General features: G+C 68.5%; 25 protein-coding genes. 10 read left to right on the forward strand and 15 right to left on the reverse strand.

The genetic code is table 11. The features are described 5' to 3' along the window. Window positions 1-6: 6 nt before the first annotated feature. Entirely contained in the window at window positions 7-327 is a 321-nt protein-coding gene (locus tag AC3A6Y_RS04070) for a winged helix-turn-helix transcriptional regulator (RefSeq protein WP_487866944.1), read from the reverse strand. A gap of 115 nt (window positions 328-442) precedes the next feature. On the opposite strand from AC3A6Y_RS04070, the gene AC3A6Y_RS04075 reads away from it, so the two are divergent. Then, the gene (locus AC3A6Y_RS04075) at window positions 443-1,006 is read left to right on the forward strand and encodes a carboxymuconolactone decarboxylase family protein (RefSeq protein ID WP_487866945.1); all 564 of its coding nucleotides are present in this window, start codon (window positions 443-445) and stop codon (window positions 1,004-1,006) included. Window positions 1,007-1,176: 170 nt separating this feature from the next. Next, window positions 1,177-1,923 carry a hypothetical protein gene (locus tag AC3A6Y_RS04080; protein ID WP_487866946.1) on the forward strand — a complete coding sequence of 249 codons (747 nt, stop codon included), beginning with the start codon at window positions 1,177-1,179 and terminating at the stop codon, window positions 1,921-1,923. A 34-nt stretch (window positions 1,924-1,957) separates the two neighbouring features. Here the strand turns inward: AC3A6Y_RS04080 and AC3A6Y_RS04085 are convergent, their stop codons facing one another. From AC3A6Y_RS04085 to AC3A6Y_RS04100, 4 genes are read right to left on the reverse strand one after another with little or no spacing between them, the layout of a single operon-like run. Further along, complete coding sequence (locus AC3A6Y_RS04085) at window positions 1,958-3,769, reverse strand: feruloyl-CoA synthase (RefSeq protein WP_487866947.1); 1,812 nt, start codon at window positions 3,767-3,769, stop codon at window positions 1,958-1,960. A 24-nt stretch (window positions 3,770-3,793) separates the two neighbouring features. Next, complete coding sequence (locus AC3A6Y_RS04090) at window positions 3,794-4,735, reverse strand: 3-hydroxyacyl-CoA dehydrogenase NAD-binding domain-containing protein (RefSeq protein WP_487866948.1); 942 nt, start codon at window positions 4,733-4,735, stop codon at window positions 3,794-3,796. Between the two features lie 10 nt (window positions 4,736-4,745). Beyond that, a complete protein-coding gene (locus AC3A6Y_RS04095) occupies window positions 4,746-5,738 on the reverse strand; it encodes a Bug family tripartite tricarboxylate transporter substrate binding protein (protein ID WP_487866949.1) in 993 nt (330 codons plus the stop codon). A 38-nt stretch (window positions 5,739-5,776) separates the two neighbouring features. Next, window positions 5,777-6,694, reverse strand: a complete 918-nt coding sequence (locus tag AC3A6Y_RS04100) for a beta-keto acid cleavage family enzyme (RefSeq protein ID WP_487866950.1) — start codon at window positions 6,692-6,694, stop codon at window positions 5,777-5,779. A 106-nt stretch (window positions 6,695-6,800) separates the two neighbouring features. On the opposite strand from AC3A6Y_RS04100, the gene AC3A6Y_RS04105 reads away from it, so the two are divergent. Continuing rightward, window positions 6,801-7,508 carry a Crp/Fnr family transcriptional regulator gene (locus tag AC3A6Y_RS04105; protein ID WP_487866951.1) on the forward strand — a complete coding sequence of 236 codons (708 nt, stop codon included), beginning with the start codon at window positions 6,801-6,803 and terminating at the stop codon, window positions 7,506-7,508. Between the two features lie 42 nt (window positions 7,509-7,550). Here AC3A6Y_RS04105 and AC3A6Y_RS04110 read toward each other — a convergent pair whose 3' ends face one another. From AC3A6Y_RS04110 to AC3A6Y_RS04130, 5 genes are all read right to left on the reverse strand, one after another. Then, window positions 7,551-7,766: a hypothetical protein gene (locus AC3A6Y_RS04110; protein WP_487866952.1), complete on the reverse strand. Its 216-nt coding sequence runs from the start codon at window positions 7,764-7,766 to the stop codon at window positions 7,551-7,553. A gap of 114 nt (window positions 7,767-7,880) precedes the next feature. Next, on the reverse strand, window positions 7,881-8,177 hold the full coding sequence (locus tag AC3A6Y_RS04115; RefSeq protein ID WP_487866953.1) for a type II toxin-antitoxin system RelE/ParE family toxin: 297 nt from the start codon (window positions 8,175-8,177) through the stop codon (window positions 7,881-7,883). Continuing rightward, a complete protein-coding gene (locus AC3A6Y_RS04120) occupies window positions 8,174-8,398 on the reverse strand; it encodes an addiction module protein (RefSeq protein WP_487866954.1) in 225 nt (74 codons plus the stop codon). The genes AC3A6Y_RS04115 and AC3A6Y_RS04120 overlap by 4 nt, the downstream gene beginning before the upstream one ends. Before the next feature lie 62 nt (window positions 8,399-8,460). Then, on the reverse strand, window positions 8,461-8,742 hold the full coding sequence (locus AC3A6Y_RS04125) for a hypothetical protein (RefSeq protein ID WP_487866955.1): 282 nt from the start codon (window positions 8,740-8,742) through the stop codon (window positions 8,461-8,463). A gap of 161 nt (window positions 8,743-8,903) precedes the next feature. Further along, window positions 8,904-9,848 carry a LysR family transcriptional regulator gene (locus tag AC3A6Y_RS04130; RefSeq protein ID WP_487866956.1) on the reverse strand — a complete coding sequence of 315 codons (945 nt, stop codon included), beginning with the start codon at window positions 9,846-9,848 and terminating at the stop codon, window positions 8,904-8,906. A 103-nt stretch (window positions 9,849-9,951) separates the two neighbouring features. On the opposite strand from AC3A6Y_RS04130, the gene aptA reads away from it, so the two are divergent. After that, window positions 9,952-11,310, forward strand: coding sequence for an omega-aminotransferase AptA (gene aptA / locus AC3A6Y_RS04135; RefSeq protein ID WP_487866957.1), 1,359 nt, complete (start codon window positions 9,952-9,954; stop codon window positions 11,308-11,310). Here the strand turns inward: aptA and AC3A6Y_RS04140 are convergent. The 3 genes from AC3A6Y_RS04140 to AC3A6Y_RS04150 all read right to left on the reverse strand — a co-directional run bounded on the left by AC3A6Y_RS04140 (window position 11,273) and on the right by AC3A6Y_RS04150 (window position 13,613). After that, window positions 11,273-12,568, reverse strand: coding sequence for a type II toxin-antitoxin system HipA family toxin (locus tag AC3A6Y_RS04140; RefSeq protein ID WP_487866958.1), 1,296 nt, complete (start codon window positions 12,566-12,568; stop codon window positions 11,273-11,275). The genes aptA and AC3A6Y_RS04140 overlap by 38 nt on opposite strands. Beyond that, window positions 12,558-12,827, reverse strand: a complete 270-nt coding sequence (locus tag AC3A6Y_RS04145; RefSeq protein ID WP_487866959.1) for a helix-turn-helix domain-containing protein — start codon at window positions 12,825-12,827, stop codon at window positions 12,558-12,560. Before AC3A6Y_RS04145 ends, AC3A6Y_RS04140 begins: the two co-directional genes overlap by 11 nt. A 150-nt stretch (window positions 12,828-12,977) precedes the next feature. Next, window positions 12,978-13,613 (reverse strand): Crp/Fnr family transcriptional regulator, encoded by a 636-nt coding sequence (locus tag AC3A6Y_RS04150; RefSeq protein WP_487866960.1) that lies wholly within the window; start codon window positions 13,611-13,613, stop codon window positions 12,978-12,980. A 190-nt stretch (window positions 13,614-13,803) separates the two neighbouring features. Here AC3A6Y_RS04150 and AC3A6Y_RS04155 point away from each other — a divergent pair, with 190 nt between their 5' ends. Continuing rightward, window positions 13,804-16,935, forward strand: coding sequence for an adenylate/guanylate cyclase domain-containing protein (locus AC3A6Y_RS04155; RefSeq protein ID WP_487866961.1), 3,132 nt, complete (start codon window positions 13,804-13,806; stop codon window positions 16,933-16,935). Between the two features lie 29 nt (window positions 16,936-16,964). Beyond that, window positions 16,965-17,609, forward strand: a complete 645-nt coding sequence (locus AC3A6Y_RS04160) for a redoxin domain-containing protein (protein ID WP_487866962.1) — start codon at window positions 16,965-16,967, stop codon at window positions 17,607-17,609. Window positions 17,610-17,622: 13 nt separating this feature from the next. On the opposite strand, the gene AC3A6Y_RS04165 is transcribed toward AC3A6Y_RS04160, so the two are convergent. After that, complete coding sequence (locus tag AC3A6Y_RS04165) at window positions 17,623-17,781, reverse strand: hypothetical protein (RefSeq protein WP_487866963.1); 159 nt, start codon at window positions 17,779-17,781, stop codon at window positions 17,623-17,625. Window positions 17,782-17,793: 12 nt separating this feature from the next. Here AC3A6Y_RS04165 and AC3A6Y_RS04170 point away from each other — a divergent pair, with 12 nt between their 5' ends. Continuing rightward, window positions 17,794-18,960, forward strand: a complete 1,167-nt coding sequence (locus tag AC3A6Y_RS04170) for a HipA domain-containing protein (protein WP_487866964.1) — start codon at window positions 17,794-17,796, stop codon at window positions 18,958-18,960. 68 nt (window positions 18,961-19,028) lie between these two features. Here AC3A6Y_RS04170 and AC3A6Y_RS04175 read toward each other — a convergent pair whose 3' ends face one another. Further along, entirely contained in the window at window positions 19,029-19,292 is a 264-nt protein-coding gene (locus tag AC3A6Y_RS04175; RefSeq protein ID WP_487866965.1) for a hypothetical protein, read from the reverse strand. 79 nt (window positions 19,293-19,371) lie between these two features. On the opposite strand from AC3A6Y_RS04175, the gene AC3A6Y_RS04180 reads away from it, so the two are divergent. The 3 genes from AC3A6Y_RS04180 (at window position 19,372) to AC3A6Y_RS04190 (ending at window position 21,161) form a co-directional block, all read left to right on the forward strand. Beyond that, window positions 19,372-19,602 (forward strand): helix-turn-helix domain-containing protein, encoded by a 231-nt coding sequence (locus AC3A6Y_RS04180; protein WP_487866966.1) that lies wholly within the window; start codon window positions 19,372-19,374, stop codon window positions 19,600-19,602. 277 nt (window positions 19,603-19,879) lie between these two features. After that, window positions 19,880-20,893, forward strand: coding sequence for a hypothetical protein (locus AC3A6Y_RS04185; RefSeq protein ID WP_487866967.1), 1,014 nt, complete (start codon window positions 19,880-19,882; stop codon window positions 20,891-20,893). Continuing rightward, on the forward strand, window positions 20,886-21,161 hold the full coding sequence (locus AC3A6Y_RS04190) for a hypothetical protein (RefSeq protein WP_487866968.1): 276 nt from the start codon (window positions 20,886-20,888) through the stop codon (window positions 21,159-21,161). The genes AC3A6Y_RS04185 and AC3A6Y_RS04190 overlap by 8 nt, the downstream gene beginning before the upstream one ends. The last annotated feature ends 165 nt before the right edge of the window (window positions 21,162-21,326 follow it).

Genomic DNA, 21,326 nt, shown 5'->3' on the forward strand with positions numbered 1-21,326 from the left:
ACGTTGTCACAGCCTCTCGAACCAGCGGTCGGCCCACTGGTTGAGCGGCTTCAGGCGCTTGACCAACTCCGCGCCCGATTCGGTGAGCGCATAGCCTGCCTCGGCCAGCTCGACGATCTGCAGCGCGCGCAGCTCCCTGAGCCGGTCGTTCAGCACCGAGGGCGACATCTCGCCCGCATTCGCCTGCAGCGCGCGAAAGCTCTGCGGCACGCCGTCGCGCAGCTCCCACAGGATGCGCAGCGTGCCCTTGCGCCCCAGCTGTTCGAGCAGGGCCATGATGGGCCGGCGGGCAGTGAGATGGGCAGCGTCGGGGGCAGGAGCGGGCATGGCGGCGAGACGATGTCGTGGACACACTTGCGCTACGGAATCCGTAGCGGTAGACTGGATTCGGCTGCTACGAATTCCGTAGCGGTCCAAGCCATTCTAGCCAGAGGAGTCGAGCATGACCACCCCACCCGCAGCGCGCATCGCGCCGCTCGCGCCACCCTATCCGGAGGAGCTCGGTGCGCTCCTGAAGAAGATGACGCCACCCGAGGCGCCCGAGATCCTGTCCCTGTTCCGCGTGCTGGCCGTCAATCCGTCGCTGGCCGAGCGCTCCGTGCCATGGGGCGGCTACCTCCTGGGCCGCAAGGCCACGCTGCCGCTGCGCGACCGCGAGATCGTCATCCTGCGCGTGTGCGCCCGCTGCGGGGCGGAGTACGAGTGGGGCGTGCACTGGGCGGCGTTCGCGCAGGCGGCGGGGCTGGGCGAGCCCGAACGCGAAGCGATCGTTTCGGCACGGGCCGATCTCGATGGGCTGGCACTTCGAGATCGCCGGCTGATCCGGCTGGTCGATGCCCTGCACGACAAGGCCGATGTCGATGACGCGCTCTGGCAGGCGCTCTCGCTGGAGTGGACACAGCCGCAGCTGGTCGAGTTGCTGATGCTGGCGGGCTGGTACCACGCGATCAGCTACGTGTGCAATGCGGCGCGCGTGCCCTTGGAAGCGTGGTCGGCGCGGTGGTGAGCGCCGGAGCTGTGAGCCCATGGGCCGGCCAACCACGCAAGGACGTCGGCTCACGAGGAAACAGCGGCGCCGCCTGTTGAGGAAGGCGCTTCAGCGGCGTCGAGTCGCATTCGAACGCCTTTTTGGCCACCCGCCCTGTTCGGCAGCCTCCCGCCTGCCGATATGCAGGCATGAGCACGTGGAAGCCAGCGCCCCAGGGCGCGCCGAACTACCGGGTCCTGCAGCGCGAAGGCTGCACGATCGTGTACGGCCACATGCCGCTGGGCACCTGGCTGCGCCTGCTGCGCGGGGCGAGCGATCTGCATGTGCTGCATGCCGACGTGGCGCGCATGCTGGGCGCCACGGCGGTCATCGGCCCGCCCGACGGCCTGGCGCGCATTCGCGAGCAAGAGGCTGCCGCCGCGACCGGCCGGGTGCGCGCGCAGCTGGGCCGCGCGGCGCGCCGGCTGGACGCGCAGGCGGTGCGCTGGCTGGCGGCCGGCGAGCAGGGCCTGTCGAGCCTGGCGCTCTTCACGCTTCTGACCGGCGTGCGCCCGCCCCACTACGGCGGCGCCGCGCTGGACCTGCCGCGCGATGCCCAGGAGTTCCGGCGCTGTCGCCTGCTGCTGGAACAGGTGCCCGTGCTGCAACGCGCGCTGCATCAGCTCGCGCGGCGCGTGGGTGACCCCGAACTGGTGTCCTGGGCGGCCCTGGCCGAGACCTGGAGGGATCTCTGCGCCCAGATGGACCATGAATGGCCGGCCTGGCGCACACAGCCGGGCCGGGCGCCCGGGGTGAACGCGATGCTGGCCTGCTTCCACGAAGTGGAGACCGACCGCGCCGTGCTCCGGGCCAGCCGCACCACCGCATCGCTGCCGCTGCCCTACGGCGTGCCGGATCGGACCGCGGGGCCGGGCAACGCGCGCTGGCTCATGTAGGAAGACGCGTCGCACATCGCGCAGCGGCGCCCCGTCAGCCGAGCCGCACCACCTCGGCGTCCTGCGCTGCCCCGTACAGCCGCTCCACCTCCGCCGCGCGCCGCACCAGCACCGCGCGCTGGTTGATGTAGCCCTTGTCCGTGATTTCCCCCGCATCGATGTCCGGCGGCGTCGCCAGCACCAGCGCGCACACCGGGCATTGCGACGAGCCCGCGCCCTCGTCGCGCAGGGCCTGCATCGTGCGCAACAGCGCCGCCGCCAGCTCCTCGCGCGGCCGCTGGGCGGCCTGCGCGCTCGGGAAGACCAGCATGCCCACCGACTCGCGGTCGTGGCCGGTGATCACCACGTCCTGCACCAGCGGCGCCAGCCGCGAGACCAGCTGCACGCGCAGCGTGCCCACCGAGACCCAGGTGCCGCTCGTGAGCTTGAAGTCCTCGGCCACGCGGCCGTTGAACATCACGCCGCATTCCGGCCGCTTCGCGTCCGCCAGGTAGCCCGCGTCGCCGATGCGGTAGTAGCCCTCTTCGTCGAAAGCCTGCGCGGTCTCGCGCGGCGCGTTGCGGTAGCCGGGAAAGACGGACACGCCCTTGACCCGCATCTCCAGCTTGTCGCCGTTGGGCACGAACTTCAGCTCCAGTCCCGGCAGCGGCGCGCCGATGCAGCCCGCACCCTCGAGCTTCCAGTGGGCCGAGGTGATGGCCGGCGAGGTCTCGGTCGCGCCCCAGGAGGTGGTGAGCCACAGCGGCGCAGCCGGCCGCGCACGCTTGGCCACCGCCTCCAGCCGCTGCCAGGTCGAGGGCGCCAGCGCTGCGGCGGCGTAGAAGCACAGGCGCAGGCGCGACAGCACATCGGCGGCGAGCGCTTCATCCGCCTCGAGGAAGGGCAGCAGCATGTCGAAGCCGCGCGGCACGTTGAACAGCAGCGTGGGCCGCACCTCGCGCAGGGTGCGCACGGTCTTCTCGATCAGGCCCGGCGCCGGCCGGCCCTCGTCGATGTAGAGCGCGCCGCCATGGCAGAGCACGACGTTGAAGTTGTGATTCGCGCCGAAGGTGTGGCTCCAGGGCAGCCAGTCCACTAGCACCGGCGGCTCCTGGTCCAGGAAGCGCCAGGTCTGCGCAATCATCTGCTGGTTGGCGCACAGCATGCGGTGGGTGTTGATCACCACCTTGGGCTTGCCGGTCGAGCCCGAGGTCAGCAGGTACTTGGCATGGGTCTCGGGCAGGATGGCCTCGAAGGCTTGCATCACGGCCGGCGTTTCTTGCGTGGCCAGCAGGCGCTCGAAGGCCAGGGCGCCGGCATGCGCATCGGCATTGCGGCTGAACACCGTGATCGCCTCGACGCCGCAGCCGGCCAGCACGCTGCCGTAAACCTTGGCATCCGAGGCATAGATCAGCGCCGGCCCCAGCGCCTGCAGCATGCCGTGCAGCCGCGACGGGTCCTTGGCCATGCGCGAGTAGGCGCTGGAGAGCGAGCACGCGGTGCGCCCGATGTGCATCGTGGCGAGCATCAGCACGGCATGGTCGATCGCGTTGTCGGAGAGGATCACCACCGGCTTGTCTGGCGGCATGCCCAGGTCGAGCAGGCCCTGCGCCACCGCCCCGACCGCACGGCGCAATGCGCGGTAGTCCAGCTTGCGCCACCCCTCGCCGCTTTCGTCGCGCTCGGCCAGCGCCAGCGCATCGGGCGTCTCGCGCGCCCAGCGCTCCAGCCATTCGCCGATGCAGCGGGCGTAGGGCTTGAGCGCCACCGGCGAGCGCAGGGCGAAGGAGCCGTCGTCGAAGTCGATGCGGACCGTGCGGGGCGGGGCGAGCTGGGTGGGGTCGTCGAAGAAGCCCTCGGCTTTCATCGCTTGTCTCCTGGAGGCGCGTTGTTATTCGAGTGTGCCGGACGCCGACTTGGCGCGGATCAGGTTCAGCAGCAGGGTGTCGCGCATGCGTTCGAGTTCGCTTTCATGGCGCTCGCCGAGTTCCGCAGCAACGCCCTCGGTCACCTGCTGCTTGAGCTGCGCCGTCATGAGGGGCGAACCCAGGTCCTTCCACCAGTCCTCGATCGGCCCGCCCAGGTGCGCCAGCACATGCGCGATGCCGCCCGCGCCGCCCGACAGGTGCAGGTTCATGAAGGGACCCATCACTGCCCAGCGCAGCCCCGGGCCCTGCGAGATGGCCGTGTCGATGTCGGCCACCGAGGCCACGCCCTGGTCGACCAGATGGAAGGCCTCGCGCCAAAGCGCCGCTTGCAGCCGGTTGGCAATGTGCCCTTTGACCTCGCGCTTCACGTGGATCGGCCGCTTGCCGATGGCGGCGTAGAAGGCCATGGCACGCTCGACGGCGTCGGCCGAGGTGCGCTCGCCGCCGATCACTTCCACCAGCGGAATCAGGTGCGGCGGATTGAAGGGATGCCCCAGCACCACGCGCTCCGGATGCGCGCAGCCCGACTGCATGCCGCTGACCGTCAACCCCGAGGAGCTGGAGGCCAGGATCGCGTGCAGCGGCGCGGCGGCGTCCATGCGGCGGAACAGATCGATCTTGAAATCCAGGCGCTCGGGGCCGTTTTCCTGCACGAAGTCCGCATCGCGCAGGGCGTCTTCCAGCGAAGCGTGAAAGCGCAGCCGCTCCATCGAGGCGCCTTGCGCCAGCCCGAAGCGCTCCAGCGTGGGCCAGTGCTGCGCCACGGCCTCGCGCAGCCGCGCCTCCGCGCCCGGGGACGGGTCGGTGGCATCGACGTCCAGACCCTGCGCGAGGAACCAGGCGGCCCAGCTGGCGCCGATCACGCCGGTGCCGACCACCGCGACGCGCCTGACGGACGTGGCCATCTGCGCCATCTCAGGACTCGGCCGTGAAGCCGACCTTCTTGACCAGCGGGCCCCAGCGCTCGAACTCGGCGCGTTGCGAGCGCGCCATCTCTTCCACGGTGGAGCCCTGCGCGATCAGGCCGACCACCGCCAGGCTGTCGATCACCGACTTTTCCTTGATCGCGGCGTTGATGGCCGCATTGGCCGCGCCGACCACCGCGGCCGGCGTCCTGGCCGGCGCGTAGAAGCCGAACCACTCCTCGGTCGTGAGCTCCGCGAAGCCCTGCTCGGCCAGCGTCGGCACTTCGGGCGAGAAGGGCGAGCGCGCCTTGCCGGAGGTGGCCAGCAGCCGCAGCTTGCCGGCCTTGTGGTTGGCGATGAAGTCGCCGCTGGGCGTCACCATCGCGGCGATCTGACCGCCCACCACGTCGGTCACCCCGGGGATGGAGCCGCGGTAGGGCACGTGCTTGAGCTCGACGCCGTTGTTGATGCCCAGCAGGGCCCCGATGAAGTGCGGCGTGGAGCCGGCTGCCGGCGAGCCGTAGCTGGCCTGGTCGGGGTTGGCCTTGGCCCAGGCCAGGAAGTCCTTGACGTTCTTCACGCTCGCCGGCACCAGCGGGCCGACCGCCAGGCCATGGTGCATCACCGCGGCGATCGACACCGGCGTGATGTCCTTGACCGGGTCGTAGCTCAGCTTGCTGTAGATGTGCGGGTAGATGGAGGTGCAGGAGAAGGGCGACAGCGCCAGCACGCTGCCGTCGGCCGGCGCGCCCTTGAGCACCTCCAGCGCGATGCGGCCGCCCGCGCCGGGCTTGTTTTCCACGACGCCCGCGTTGCGGGTGTAGGCCGAGCCCGCCAGCTTCTCGCCGACGCGGCGCGCCACGCTGTCGCCGGCGCTGCCGGCCGGGAAGCCGTAGTAGATCTTGATCTGCTCGAGCGTCTGGGCCAGCGCGGACAGCGGCGCGAGCGCGCCGAAGGCGGCGGCGGCGCCGAGGGCGTGGAGGAAGTGGCGGCGATCGGTCATGGTGTTGTCTCCTCGGAGGCTGTTGTAGAGAGCGTTCGTCACAGGGCGAATTCGGGGCGCGGCAGGCCGACGCGCGGCAGGCCCATCATGTCGCGCGCCTCGGCGGGCGTGGCGGGCTGCATGTCCAGCTCGCCGAGGATGCGCACGATGCGCTCCGTCAGCTGCAGATTAGTCGCGAGTTCGCCGTGGCGGTAGTAGAGGTTGTCCTCCAGCCCGACGCGCGCATGGCCGCCCAGCAGCAGGGCGCTGATGTTGGCCTCCAGCTGCGAGGGCCCGATGCCGCTGACGCAGAAGATCGCGCCCTTGGGCAGCGTGTCCACCATCATCTGCAGGTGGCGCGGCGAGAAGGGCATCGCGTTCTGGAAGTTGCGGTGCACGTTCATCACCAGGTTGATGAAGTAGGGCGCTTCGTCGAGGCCCTCGTTGATCAGCGTGGTCGTGTCCTGCAGGATGTGCGTGGGGCTGAACACCTCCCATTCGGGCTTGATGCCGCGCGCCTTCATGCCGGCGGCGAGCTCGCGGCCCTTGCCGAGCGGCGTGTCCATCAGGATCTCGCGGCCCTCGAAGCTGAGGTTGAGCGTGGTCGCGTCCAGCGTGCACATCTCGGCGCCGGCGTCCATGCCCTTGATGCGTTCCTCGAAGGCGATCTCCCAGCGCCCGCCGGGCAGCGGCTTGACCATGTCGCCATGCACGCCGCCGCCGGTGGAGTTGTTGATCACGATGTCGCAGCCGGCGTCGCGGATGCGCTGGTTGATCTCGCGGTATACCGCCGCGTCGCAGGTCGCGCCGTCATCCGGCCGCCGCGCATGAATGGCAGCCACGCTGGCACCGGCTTTCCAGCAGGCCACCACGTCGGCGGCAATCTCCGCCGGCTGGGTGGGGAGGTGGGGGTTCTGCGATTTGTGCGCCATGCCACCGGTAGGGGCAATGGTCACGATCACCTTGCGCTTGGACATCGGGTCGGTCTCCATGGATGAGCGCGCTATTATTTTTGCCCGCCGGCGGGCCCACAGTCATTGCGACGACATTTGGAGTCAGGGTTTACGCGGCGCAGGAGCGTCGATGCACAACAAGCCGAGCCGGCGACCGGCGGCATCCCTTTCGATCCCCGAGCTGCTGCAGCACTCGGTCTGGTTTCCCGCGCTCGACGCGCAGGCCCAGGCGCGCGTGCTGGACGAAATCCGCGAGCAGCCCGTGGCCGCCGGCTGCGCGCTGTGCCGTCGCGGCGACACGCCCCTGCACTGGTACGGCACGCTCGAGGGGCTGCTCAAGTGGTCCATCACCGCCGACGACGGCCGCGCCGTGACGCTCGGCGGCCTTTCGGTCGGCAGCTGGTTCGGCGAGGGCACGCTGCTGCGGGCCCTGCCGCGCTCGGCCGACATCATCGCGCTGCGCGACAGCCGGGTGGCGCGGTTGCCGCTGGAGACCTTCGAGTGGCTGCACCAGACGCAGCTGAGCTTCAACCACTTCCTGCTGCGCCAGCTCAACGAGCGGCTGCACTGGTTCATGGGCAACTACGCGGCGCACCGGCTGCTCGACGCCGACAGCCAGGTGGCGCGGGCGCTGGCGGGCCTGTTCCATCCCTGGCTGCATCCGGGCAGCGATGCGCACCTGCAGACCTCGCAGGAGGAGATCGCGAACCTGTCGGGGCTGTCGCGCCAGCGCTGCAACGCGGCGCTCAACCGGCTGCGCGAGGCGGGGCTGCTGCACATCGAGTACGGGGGGATCACCGTGGTCGACCTGGAAGGCCTGCGGCGCTTCGTCGAGTAGCGCCAGAGTCCGCGCCCGCGCCCGCACCTGCCCGGAGCGGCTTCAGTGCTGCTGTTGCTGCGTCTTGTGCAGGGGCTTGGCGCCGGGGCTCTGCGGCTGTTCGCCTTCTTCGGCGGGGCCCGCATGCGGGCGCGGCCCGTGCAAGTTGTCGTGCTCTTCGTCGAGGCGGCGCACCTGCTCGTCACGCCACTTCTCGTAGTCCGGATCGCGCCGCGGCCGGCGTGTTTCCGCGCGGCTGGGGGCATCGTGTCTGGGCATCATCAAGCTCCTTGGAAGGCGACTGGCCCCACGCTAGCCTGTGCCCGGCTTGCCGATGTCGGGGCAGCGCGGGACCCGCCGTGGGAGAACTCGCACGTGGCTGCCCGGACGATGTCACCGTCTGTCTGCCCGATACCTCGGTTCGCGGCTTTGATGCGCGATGGCGAAGATCTGGGGGCCCAAGTCTGCGTCCTCTGCGTAGATTACGGTGTACGGAAACCGATCGAAGTGATAGACGCGCATACCTTGCCCGGCGTGCGGCCCGCGCTGCTGGTTTTCGCGAAGCAGGTCCAAAACTCTTTCGTACTCGGCCAGGAATGCTTCGGCGATCAGTCGGCTGGCATGCGTCGCGTAGTAGACCGCCGCATCACCGAGTTCGGCTTCGGCTTCCGGGTGTATCCAGTGGCTCACTCGATCCTTGCCCGGACGCGCGCAAGAGCTTCATTGCCAGAGACCATCGCCGTCTTACCGGAGCGGACGTCCTCCTGGCGGCGCATCGCGACTTGCATCCAGGCTTCTTGCGCCTTCGACCTGGGCTCGAAACTGGCGATCAGGCGCTCCAGAAGCCGAGCGCGGTCTTCGGGCGGCAGGCCGAGGACCTGGGCCTCGAGATCGTGGACGGGAGTGGACATGATGGCGCCTCCGAAATGCTTCGACTCTCAAGCATGTTACAGCGCTGCGCTCCCGCGCCGCCTCAGAACTTGTGCCCCAGATGGGGCGGCCCTTCCTCGTCGCCCGTGCTCTCATCGTCCACCGACGCGAGCTTGAGGCGTGCGGCTTCGTGGCGCACCTTCAGCTCGGCATAGCGATCGCGCTCCGCCGAGCGCGAAGGCGTCTGCTGCATGCAGGCGATGAAGAAGCGCGACTCCTCGGCATTCAGGCCAAGCAGCAGTTCCTGGCCGCGCCCATCGATCGCCAGGGCGCTGCGGGCCTGCAGTTCGGTGCGTTGTGCTTCGGGCATTTCGAGCATGTTCATCGCGGGCTCCTCGATTCAATCCTGCAGTCTGCCACCACGCGTGCGGCAATGCGACGGAAGTTGCCGCACGGCTTGCGCGGTCACGGCTGACATGCGGGCCTGCACCGCGGTGGCGGACCTCGGGCGGAACCAACCTCTCGCCCGGTCCGGCGATGGGTCGCTCAGGCCGCGCCGTGCGCCTGCAGCAGCGCCTCCCTGAAGGCCAGCGCCGCGCGCGAGGGCGCCGGCGAGCGCCGCATCACGCACACGAAGCCGCAGTCGTAGCGGAACATCGACTTGCGCACCGGCCGCATGCGCCCGCCCTCCTCGAAGATCCGGCCGTAGTGGTCGGGCAGGAAACCCAGGAAGCGCCCCGAGAGAATCAGCGTCGCGATCGCCTCCTGGTCCAGCCCGGTGGCGGCGCGCTTGAGTCCGGCGCGGTGGCTGGCCTCCATGTTGGGCGAGTGGTAGCCCAGCCCGGCGAAGCGATGTGCACGCAGCCCCTTCCAGTCCAGCCCGGTGTTGCGGCCGTCGAAGAGCGGATGGCCGGCGCCGCAGTACAGCAGCATGGTCTCGTCGAAGAGCAGGTCGTAGGCGAGGCTCTCGGAACGCCGGTGCGCAGGGATGATGCCCACGTGCAGGCTGCCGTCGATCAGCTGGCGCTCGATCGCGTTGATGGTGCCGATCTGGATCTGCAGCGCCACCTCGGGCGCGCGCTCGACGAAGCCGGCGATGGCTTCGCCGATGCGGGCCTTCGGGTTGGTCGCCGTCTTGTCGAAGAGCCCGATCTCCAGCTGCCCGCCCATGCGCTGGTGGATGTCGTCCACGCCGCTGCGGAAGGTGTCGACCGCGCTCAGCAGGCGCATCGTCTCCTCGTAGACGCGCTGCCCCTCGACCGTCAGCGCGAAGCCGGCGCGCCCGCGCCGGCACAGGGTGAGGCCCAGGCGGGTTTCCAGGTCCTTGATCTGCCGGCTGATGGTGGAGGTGCCGACGTTGAGCTCCAGCTCGGCCGCCGCCATGCCGCCGCAGTCGGCCACGGCCTTGAAGACCTTGAGCATGCGCAGGTCCGATTCGCCGAGCTGGCCCAGGCGGGAAGGGGCGGGAGAGGAGGGCGCCTTTACTTTCATGGATTGGCAAGTGAACGTGGATATTCCGGCATTGGCCGAAGTATCGGGGCTCCCCAGAATCGATGCCACCTCCAACCCGCCGGCGCGCCAGCGCCCTCCTGCCATGAGCTCCCTCGCCGCCGACACGTCCGACCGTCTCCCCGCCGTCCGCACCGACGCCGCCTGGCTGGATGCGCACTGGATGCCCTTCACCGCCAACCGCCAGTTCAAGGCTGACCCGCGCCTGATCGTCGAGGCCCAGGGCCTGTACTTCACCGACAGCGACGGCCGCAAGATCTTCGACGGGCTGTCCGGCCTGTGGTGCTCGGGCCTGGGTCACGGCCGGCCCGAGATCACCGAGGCGGTGAGCCGCCAGATCGCCAGGCTGGACTATTCGCCGGCCTTCCAGTTCGGCCATCCGCTGTCCTTCGAGCTCGCCAACCGGCTGCGCGAGCTCACGCCCGAGGGCTTGGACTACGTGTTCTTCACCGGCTCCGGCTCCGAGGCGGCCGACACCTCGCTCAAGATGGCGCGCGCCTATTGGCGTGCCAAGGGCCAGGGCGGCAAGACCCGCCTGATCGGCCGCGAGAAGGGCTACCACGGCGTCAACTTCGGCGGCATCTCGGTGGGCGGCATGGTCGCCAACCGCAAGACCTTCGGCCAGGCGGTGGAGGCAGACCACCTGCCGCACACCCAGCTGGCAGCCAACGCCTTCTCGCGCGGCGAGCCGGCGCAGGGCGCCGAACTGGCCGACCGCCTGCTCGACCTCATCGCGCTGCACGACGCGAGCAACATCGCCGCCGTCATCGTCGAGCCCTTCTCGGGCTCCGCCGGCGTGGTGATCCCGCCCAAGGGCTACCTCGAGCGCCTGCGCGAGATCTGCACCGCCAACAACATCCTGCTGATCTTCGACGAGGTCATCACCGGCTTCGGCCGCGCGGCCGCCATGACCGGGGCCGATGCCTTCGGCGTGACGCCGGACATCATGAACGTGGCCAAGCAGGTCACCAACGGCACCCAGCCGCTGGGCGCGGTGATCGCGAGCCGGGAGATCTACGACACCTTCATGGCCGCCGGCGGCCCCGACTACATGCTCGAGTTCCCGCACGGCTACACCTACTCGGCCCATCCGGTGGCCTGCGCCGCCGGCGTTGCGGCGCTGGACGTGCTGGTGAAGGAAGACATGGTCGGCCGCGTACGGGCTTTGGCGCCGCACTTCGAAGCCGCCGTGCACAGCCTCAAGGGCAGCAAGCATGTGACCGACATCCGCAACTACGGCCTGGCCGCCGGCTTGACGCTCGCATCGCTGCCCGGCGAGCCGGCACGCCGTCCCTACGAGGTGGCCATGGCCTGCTGGAAGAAGGGCTTCTACGTGCGCTACGGCGGCGACACGATCCAGCTGGCGCCGCCCTTCATCGCGGAGAAGGCCGATATCGAGCGGCTGGTCAGCGCGCTGGGCGATGCGCTGGCCGAGACGGCTTGACCTTTGACGACGGGGCTGCAGCGGCCCGACCGGCGTGCAGCATGCCCTCGGCCCACGCGTCCCTGATCTTCGCGAGAAATCCAGCCGGGACCCGCGCGTCGCCTTGGGCGTCTTCCAGGGTCCGGTGCATGGACTCCGCAATGCCCTCGAGCACACGGCCAGGCTGGCTCACCCCGCAGACCCGGCGCCCGAAGTCGTGGAGTTCCTCGGTGGTGGGGTAGGCCTTGGTCCGATGCCTGCCGGCGAAGAGCTTGAGCGCCAGCGTACGGTCCTCGAGCTCGGGACCTCCCGGGTATTGCGTGTACCTGTAGACCGAGGTCGTCACCACGTCGAACATCGGGGCGAGCCACACATCCGCGCAGGAGCGGTACAGCACGCCGAAGTTCTTCAGGTGTGCATCGCCGTTGCGCACCATGACGGAGAAGGCGACCTGCTCGAAGAAGCGGTGCAGGTTGTCGCTGTGCAGCCGCAGTTGCCGTAGCAGCTCGGCGATGCGTTGGTAGCTTCCCTGGTACTTCCGATCCGACAGGATTTCACGCACGCGCAGGCCTGCCAAGGCCGCGACGTCCTCGAAGCCCAGACGCTCCGTGCGGCCATCGTCGCGCTGCACCAGGTCGAAGCGGTCCAGGATCAGCATCTGCCCGTCGTCGGAGAGGGCGAACGAAGGCACTTCGATGCCGGCGCCCCGTGCAGCGCTCAGGCACAGGTACTCGTTGGCTGCAAGGCTCGGGTAGGCCGCGCTGGCCGCCTTCACGATGAGCGACGGGACGGGAATGGTCGGTCGGTCCGGGACCATGATCTTGGGCTGCATGCCCGCAATCCCTGCGCCCGTGCTCAGGTAGGCGGCCACCAGTTCGTTGAAGACCTCCGGCGTGTATCGGGTCCTGAGCAGTTCATCCTTGCTCAAGGGCGGCGGTGCTGCCGACAGCGGATGCTCCGGAAGGCTGTACCCCAGCCGCCCGATGCCATTGCGGCCGATCAGCGCCAGCAGGTGCATGGGCGTCATCGGTTGCTTGGGGAACAGCTCCCGGATCTTCATGAACAAGTCACCCTCCGGGAGGTTCTGATCCATGGGCGGGAACAGGTCGCCGTCCTGCCACGTGAGTCTCTCCTTGGGCGGCATGAGCAAGGCGACGGGCTGCTGCTCGGGATCCGGGTCGAGGTAGCGGAACTCGTAGGTAGACGTCTTGAGCAGTTGGCCCGCAGAGTCCGCGTCGCCGATGGAGACCGCGAGGGCGCGGATCTTTTCAGGAAGCATCGTCCTCTTCCTGGAAGCGGCGGGCGACTTCCTCTGCCGAGGGCAGGCCGACGCCCTCCAGTCGCAAGGCCAAGCCCAAAGCCCCCATGACGGCCATCAGGGACGAGACGGTGGAGTCTTCGCCAGCCTCAAGGCGGTAGATGACCTCGCGAACCTTCCCGGCCCTGGCCGCCAGCTCGGACTTGCTCATTCCCAGGGCTTCTCGCCGCTCGCGGAGAGCGCGGCCAAGTTCATCAGGCAGGCGGAGAGTGTCAGTCATGGCTGACAATTATGGGCGCTGTACCGCATATTGCAAGCCATGGCTTGCAGACACCCAATCTTGGCTGCTGGGTAAGCTGCGAGCTATAACTTGCAAAGCAACGCGTTTCGAGGCAAATTGCTAGCCAAAACTGGCAGCCTGCTGGCACCCTCACCACGCCGCCGGCAGCTTCTTCAAGATCACCATCCGCCCGTCCCGCTGCCCCACATAGCCGCCGGCCGTGAGCTCCTTCATCACCCGGTTCACCATCTCGCGCGAGCAGCCGACGCGGTCGGCGATGTCCTGCTGCGTCAGCTTGTGGCGCAGCAGGCGCTCCTCGCCCACCGGCTCCGACAGCTCCGTCAGCACCCGCACCATGCGGCCGTAGACGTCCTGCAGGCCGAGGCTGCGCACCTGCGCCGTCAGTCGCCGCACCATGCGGATCAGCTTGCGAGTCAGGTGCATCGCGAAGTCGGGATGGTCGGTCAGGAACTGGCGCAGCTCCGAGCCCTGCACCACCCGGCAGCTGCAGGTCTCCATCGCCTTGATCGAGGCCGAGCGCTTCTCGCCGTCGATCGAGAGCTCCCCGAAATACTCGCCCGGGCCGTGCTCGGCCAGCACCAGCTCGCGGCCGTCGTCCGAGCTGGCGTAGATCTTCACCCGGCCGCTCAGCAGGATGTAGAGCGAATCGGTGGTGTCGCCCTCGTTGATCAGGATGGCGTTCGCGGGAAAGGTGCGCGTCATGCCGCGCGGCGCGATCGCGTCGAGCAGGTGCTGCGGCAGGCGGTCTTCGGCGTCGGCGGGCATCGGGGCGCTCCTGTGCGCATGGGGGAGCCTGAAGTCGCTCTCGCGCGACCAAATACCGGCCCCCAGCGGCAGTGACGCCAGCATGCCCAGCTCCGTTCCCGGCCGCCGCAAGCCGTCGGGAAGGCTCCTGAAGGAGGGGAGGGCCGGCCCCCCTGCGCGCCGCGGCCCGTCGCAGTACCATGGCCGCGCCATGGCTTGCCCCGCCTGTGGATTCGACGTCGACAGCGACTTCGCCTTCTGCCCGAAGTGCGGGACGCGGCTCGCGGCTGCGCCTCCCCCGGCGCCCGAGCCCGAGTCCGACCGCCGCATGGTCACCGTGATGTTCGCGGACCTGTCGGGCTACACGGCACTCTCCGAGACGCTGGACGCCGAGGACCTGCGCACCTTGCAGACCGAGCTCTTCGAGCAGATGGCCGCCACCATCCGCCGCTTCGACGGCTTCGTCGAGAAATTCGTCGGCGACGCCGTGATGGCGGTCTTCGGCGCCCCCGTGGCCCATGAGGAAGATCCGGAGCGAGCCCTGCGCGCCGCCCTGCTGCTGCACCAGCGGGCCGGCGAGCTCGGCAGGCGCTGGCAGGCGCGCACCGGCCGGCCGCTGTCCCTGCACATCGGCATCCACACCGGCCCGGTGGTCGCGGGCCATCTCGGCTCGGAGGGCGACGCCGCCTATGCCGTCACCGGCGACACGGTGAACGCCGCCTCCCGCCTCCAGAGCGCGGCAGGCGCCGGCCAGACCGTGGTCAGTCACGCGACCTGGCTGCACACCCAGCATGCCTTCTGCTTCGAGCCCTTGGGCGAACTCTCGCTCAAGGGCATTGCCCAGCCGATGGCGGCCTACCGGCTGGAGGCCGCCCTGAACGCCCCCCAATCGACGCGCGGCCTGCACGCGCACGGCCTGCGCAGCGCCCTGGTCGGCCGCGACGCGGAAATGGAGGCGCTGCAGCAGGCCTTCGAGCAGATGCGCGCCGGGCAGGGCCGGCTGCTGCGCATCGTCGCCGAGGCGGGCAGCGGCAAGACCCGGCTGCTCTCCGAATTCCTGGAGCGACTCCAGGCCCAGGGCCAGCTGGAGGACGTGGCCGTGCGCCGCGCCGCCTGCTCCCCGCTCGGGGAGCGCGCCTTCGGCGTGCCGGCGGCCCTGCTGCGCGACGCCTGGGGCCTGGACACGCGCGACCCGGACGATACGGCGCGCCAGAAGGTCGCCGCGGCCCTCGTCGGCCTGGGCGTGCAGGAAGCCGAGATGCAGGCGCTCTCGGCTTGCCTCGGGCATGTGCTGGGCCTGGAAGGCGAGGAGGCGCACACCCGCTATCTCGACCCGGAGCGGCTCAAGCAGCAGATCTTCTTCGCCGTCCACGCCGTGCTCGAGCGCCGCCTGCAGCACAACCCCGTGCTCATGATCGTGGAGGACCTGCACTGGACCGATGCCGCCTCGCTGGAGCTCCTGCGCTTCCTGCTGGAGCGGCTGTGCGACCATCCTTTCATGCTGCTGGTGACGCAGCGCCCGGCCCCGGCCCTGGAGGCGTGGGCCGAGCGCGCCGCCGCCACGCAGACCGTGCTGCGGCTCGAGCCCCTGTCGGCACGCTCCAGCGACGCCCTGCTCGACGGCCTCTTCGGCCCGCGCGCCCTGCCCGGGGCCCTGCGCCAGCGCATCGTCGAGCACGCCGGCGGCAACCCGCTGTTCCTCGAGGAGATGGCCCGTGGCCTCATTGCCGACGGGCTGCTGGTGCGCCGCGGGGAGCGATGGATCTACAACCCCAGCGTGAGCGCCGTCCAGGTGCCGCAGACCGTTCACGGCTTGCTGCTCGGCCGCATCGACCGGCTGCCCGCGCCCGCCCGCGCCGTGCTGCGCGAGGCCGCGGTGATCGGCCCCGAGTTCGACGAGGCCCTGCTGCGCAGCGTGTCGAGCGCGCCGGAATCGGTGGCGCAGGGGCTGGACAGCCTGCTCGACGCCGGCATGCTGGCCGCGATGCCCGCGGAGGACGGCCGCGAGTTCCGCTTTCGCCAGGGCTTGCTCCAGGAGGTCGCCTACCAGAGCCTGCTGCTGCGCCGCCGCACCGAGCTGCACACCCGCATCGGCGAGGCGCTGGAAAAGCAGTGCGGCGGCCAGCCCCGGCGGCTGGAGGAACTGCAGGCCCTCGCCCATCATTTCCGGCTGAGCGTGGACAAGGTGCGCGGCGCGCGCTACCTGGTTGCCGCCGGCGACTGGGCGCGCGGCACCTACGCCAACGACGACGCCATCCGCGACTACGCGCAGGCGCTGGACATCCTGGCCGCCAACAAGGGCAGCGAGGAACAGCGCCTGGCCGTGCGCGAGCGCCTGGCCGACGTGCTCGCGCCCGCCGGCCGCATCGCAGAGGCCACGCAGCAGCTGTTCGCCGCCCGCGAAGGCCGCTCGGCCGACGGCGACCGGGTCTCCGAGGCCCGCCTGCTCGGCAAGATCTCCGCCCTACGCTGGGAGGCCGGCGACCGCGCCGAGGCCCAGGAGTGCCTGACCACCGGGCTGGCGCTCGTCGACGGCGAGGCCCCGCACATCGAGCGCGCCTGGCTCTACCAGCGCATGGGCGAACTGCGCTTTCGCAACGCCGACAACCACGGCGCGCTGAACTGGACCCAGCGCGCGCTCGCCCATCTGGAGGCGCTGGAGGGCCGCGAGGACGCGGACGAGGAGGAGCGCCGCAACGCCCGCGCCGCCGCCGCGCTCGCCCTCAACACCCAGGGCGTGGCGCTGGCCCGGCTGAACCGCCTCGACGAGGCCGTGGCCCAGCTCGAGCGCAGCGTGGCGGTAGCCAGCCAGGCCGACCTGCCGCAGGCCGAATGCCGGGCCCTGTGCAATCTGGGCGTGCTCTACAGCTCCAGCCATCCCCAGCGCGCCATCGAGGCCTGCGAGCGCGGCCTGGAAACGGCGCGCCGCATCGGCGATCTGGGCCTGCAATCGCGCCTGTCCGCCAACCTGGCGGTCGCCTACTGCACCCTCACCAACCGCTGCGACGAGCGCGGCGTCGGCGCCGCCCATGCCGCCATCGAGATCGACCGCAGCACCGGCCAGCTGGACCACCTGGCCGTGTCGCTGGTCGTGCTGGCCCAGATCTACCAGTGCCACGGCGATGCGGACCGCGCGATGCAGCATTACCAGGAGGCGCTGGCCCTGGCCGAGAAGAGCGCCGAGCCTCAGTTACTCTTTCCTTGCTACGAGGGGCTTGCCACTCTGTACCTCGATGCCGATGATGGCGTGCAGGCGGAGCGCTACATGGCGCTCGCCCAGGACACCTGTCAGCGTGCGGGGCTGGACCCCGATGCGCTGGTTGTGCTTCCGTTCCTTTGCTGATTTGCAGAAGGGAGTCGTTCATCATGGCCATGTCAATGCACCCCATCGCCCCCGGTGAAGTCGCACCGGGCTTCGCCCTGCCGTCGATTGCCGGCTCAGGCATCGTCACCCTCGACGACTACCGCGGGCGCAGCCCGCTCTTCCTGTCCCTGATGCTGGGCTTGTGGTGTCCCTTCTGCCGCCGGCAGCTGGCGCAGCTCGGCACCTTCGAAGAAAAGCTCAAGGGCATGGGCGTCGAGAGCCTGGCGGTGGTGGCCACGGCACCCGAGAACGCACGGCTGTACTTCAAGTTCAGGCCCACGAAAGTGCCCCTGGCCGCCGACCCGGACCTTTCCACCCACCGCGCCTACGGACTCCCCAAGCCGGAACCCACGCCGGCCCTGATGGAGGCCTTGGACACGGTGCGCGTCAACCCCTTCGGCGACCTGCCCGAGCCGCTGCCGATCTCCCAGGCGGGCAAGGTGCTGCAGGAGATGGATGGGTACCAGTACACGGCGACCGACCAGGTCGACGTCGAGAAGCAATGGCCGCAGCTGAAGGGCCTGTTCATGATCGACCGCACGGGGGTCGTGCGGTGGGCTTATGTGGAATGTGCGACCGAGGGGCTGGCGGGGATCGGGAAGATGCCGGCGGCCGAGGAAATCCTGGAGGCGGCGCGCAGCTGCGCTGCATGACGCGCGCTCGCGCCTACTTGCCTTTCTCCCGGATCGCCTTCCACTTTTCTTCGTAGTCGTCGATCAGCTGCTGGTATTGCCTGAAGCCCCAGGCGGCGATCTCGTGCCTGCGATCGCCGAAGTCGGGGCTGCGCTCCTCGTTGGTGGCGACGATGCTTCGATCGGCCGCCATGTCTGGAACCCGGTGATCACTTCGACAACCTGCTTCCGGACAACGACCGCATCCGGCCAGCGCCTGCAACGCCGCTTCAAAACGCGCGACGCCGGCACCTTCGCTTTGCTCGAGGCGATCGGCCGCGACTGCGTCGGTGCCGTGCAACTGTTGCCGGAGGGCATGGCTCCGGCGGGATGGGACCGCGTCGACTGCGAACCGCTGCGCGACGCGGACATCCGCGCCCTGCTGCAGGCTGTGCCTTCCGACACCGCCTTGGGCCAGCTCGCGGACGATGAGGACCTGTTCCGCATCTCCATTGCCGGCGCACAGGAGAAGACCGCCTTCACCCGCCACCGCGGCCGCTGGTGCCGGCCGCACGGCGCGACACCCACCACCCACATCTTCAAGTTACCGCTGGGCCTGGTCGGCGGATCGCGGCGCGTCGACCTGTCCGACTCCGTCGAGAACGAGTGGCTGTGCGCGCAACTGCTGCGCGAGCTGGGCCTGCCCGTGGCCAACACCGAGATGGCGGAGTTCGACGGCCAGAAGGTGCTGGTCGTCGAGCGCTTCGACCGCGCGTGGATGGACGGCAAGAAGTGGATCGCGCGGCTACCGCAGGAGGACTTCTGCCAGGCCCTGGGCTTCCCGCCCGACAAGAAGTACGAGAAGGATGGCGGGCCCGGCATGGATGCCTGTCTGAAGCTGCTGGCCGGCAGCGCGGATGCGCAGACCGATCGCGCGGCTTTTGTGCTGACGCAGCTGGCCTTCTGGCTCCTGGCTGCGACCGATGGGCATGCGAAGAACTACTCGATCTTTCTGGGGCATGGGGATGTGTATGCGATGACGCCGCTGTATGACGTGATCTCGGTGTGGCCCTATGTGGGGGAGGGGGCGAACCAGTTTCGGTGGCGCAGTGCGGGGCTGGCGATGGCCCTGCGCTCGAAGAATGCCCACGATGCGCTTCACACGATCCAGGCCATGCATTGGGATTGGCTGGCGATGAAGAACGGTGGGGCGGCGGTGTGGGAAGCTATGCAGGCGATGGTTCAGCAAGTCGAGCTCGCGATCGCGCGCGTGGAGGAGCGGCTGCCGGCCTCCTTTCCTGGAAGGACTTGGGAGCGCGTCGTGAAGGGAACGCGGGCGCAGGTGCGGCAGTTTGGAAGTGGAATACGTCAGATGGGTCAGCCGGCCGATTGAGGCGATCGTCGAAAGAGCCACTGCACGCTGCTGGTTTCCGGCAAGAGCATGCCTTGCGCGTGAGCAGGTCAACTGTTGTCCAGCGAGAGTAGCCGTAGTGCGATCCAGCCCAACGGAGTGATCTCGTCCACGACGATCCCAGGCTGCGGACCTCCACCGAGCTGGGGGACGACGACCTGCATCTCCGCTTTCAAGTACCTGACCCGCACCAGTGCGCTTGCGGCCTTGAAGTCCTTCTCGTCCGTCAAGACGAGAGGCAGACGTTCAACGGCAGCGCGGCGCAGCAGCGCGAAAGGGCATGACCCCGAATCAAGGCTATGGGCCATCGTCATCCATTCCTTGTGCGCACCCCAGGACGCGGGTCTCAATCCTAAATTGGGATATCCTACATTAGGATGTACTTTTCCGCGCATGTCGCGCGGCCTCCATGCCCCCTCCTATGCAAAGCTTCGCAGCTCCTTGGCCGAGGCGCGCATGAGTGCGGGCCTGACGCAGGCGCAGGTCGCGCAGCGGCTCAAGCGTCCGCAATCCTTTGTCTCAAAGTACGAGAACGGCGAGCGTCAGCTCGATGTCATTGAGTTCGTCGCTGTGTGCAAGGCGCTTGGGGTGCCGGCAACTGAGTTGATTGGGCGGATCACTTGAGCGGCTCGAATGCGCAGAGTTCGAGTCGATCGGCCCGGGTGCATGGGAGGTCAGCTGTGCAGCGGTTGCTGCCGGTCGCCGGTGTATGCCAAGGTCACGTTCCTGCTCAAATGCGGCAATTGAACCCACGTGCCTAAGGAAGCGCGCCGACCGCTACCTTGCCCGCGGTTGGAGCGAAACCGCCGTCGCGATCGCTTCGATTAACACCTGCCGACTGTTTCGAGACTCCGCTTACGAAAGAGCTCCGGCACCCGCCGAAAGCTATCCGGGTACACGCATGCCGCTGAAATCAACGCGCAACTTCCTTCAAACAGACGAGGGCCAGCTGGCTCAATACCGTTCGCGCAAGTCCCGCCGGCTCCACGTAGCGGTCCACGATGTCGAACCTCAGTCGAAGCGAATGTCCGAGGTGGATCGCGACAGGTTTCAGGCCGAGGTACTCGCCGGCATGTTGATGAGAAAACGGATGGCTTTCAAGGGCAGCCTCGCCTTGCGGATCGACCTGAGCACGAGTTCGAAGAATCCGCCTCAAGTCCACACCATCGCCAAGAACATTCTGGATCTGCTCGCCGCACGAAGGCCGAACGTGAAAGGGCGGGAGGCCTGCGTGCTGTACAAGGATGACAAGCAGATCCAGGCGCTTTCCGTGTCGTGCCGTCACGGAGAAGCGCAGCCACTGACCATGCTTGAGGCTCGACCCATGTCCGCGATGCTCAAAGACCTGGAGACCGCCACCGAAGCCTCAAGGCAGCTCGAACTGTCGGACCCGTCTCGATGGTACGAAGACGATCGCAATGACGAATGGGTCAAGTCACTGAAGGACCATTTCAAGAACGAAGAGGCCCTGCGAATCCGGCTTGGTGACGCCACCTACGACGCATTCACGAAGTTCTATCGCTATCACGCGCAGCGGGCGTTGTTGTCTCGCAGCACAGTGAACGTTTCCGTGCTCCATTGGATGTACGGGCAATCCGAAGTTGCCTCGCGCATCTTGGCCCCGGACGCTTGGGTGGAACTGATCCGCAGGCACGGGGGTTCGCCTGGAGGTTGGAGAACTGCCCATCGCAAAAAAGGAACTGGCGACGCCTTCAAATCGCGTATCGCCAGCGCGATTGCGGATTTCAAGATCAGGTGGAACTGGCTTCTCGATCCACTCGAGATCGCCGTCGCGCTTGAAGTCGTCGTTCGACCAAATCCTGGGACGCCGCGGGGTGTGTTGCACGACCTCGACAACATTGTTCGGGACTATCTCCTGCCCCCAAGTTGTGCCCGCATTCGACACAGTGAGTGATCAGCGATGGACGATCGACTTCGAGGACCTGAAGCAAGCCGCTCCCGAACTGGCCGCAGCTTGGGGCGCGAATCCTCTCCCACCGAAGGGGACGCGCTCGGGCGTCACTCGCTATGAGGTCTGGCGTCTTCCTCCGTCGAGCGAGAGCGGGCCAGGATTTGTCAGCGCCGCCCTGGTTGCCGATATCGATGCAAAGGGCGGCTTGATGGAACAAATGGACGACTTGGTCGAGGAATGGTCCACGATGCTGTCGAGGAAGCGGCTCTGATCGCTTATTTCGCCAGGTCCAAAGTCGAGTTGCGTACTCCACTGATCGCGGACACCCATTCCAGACGATCGCGGGCAGCGTTCCAATTTGTGGCAAGTAGATTCCACGCCGATCGGCGTATCGGCAGCCGCCGTCACGGGTTGGCCCAACCCGACCAACTTCCCT

This window comes from Variovorax sp. Soil_C_17 (assembly GCF_057657265.1).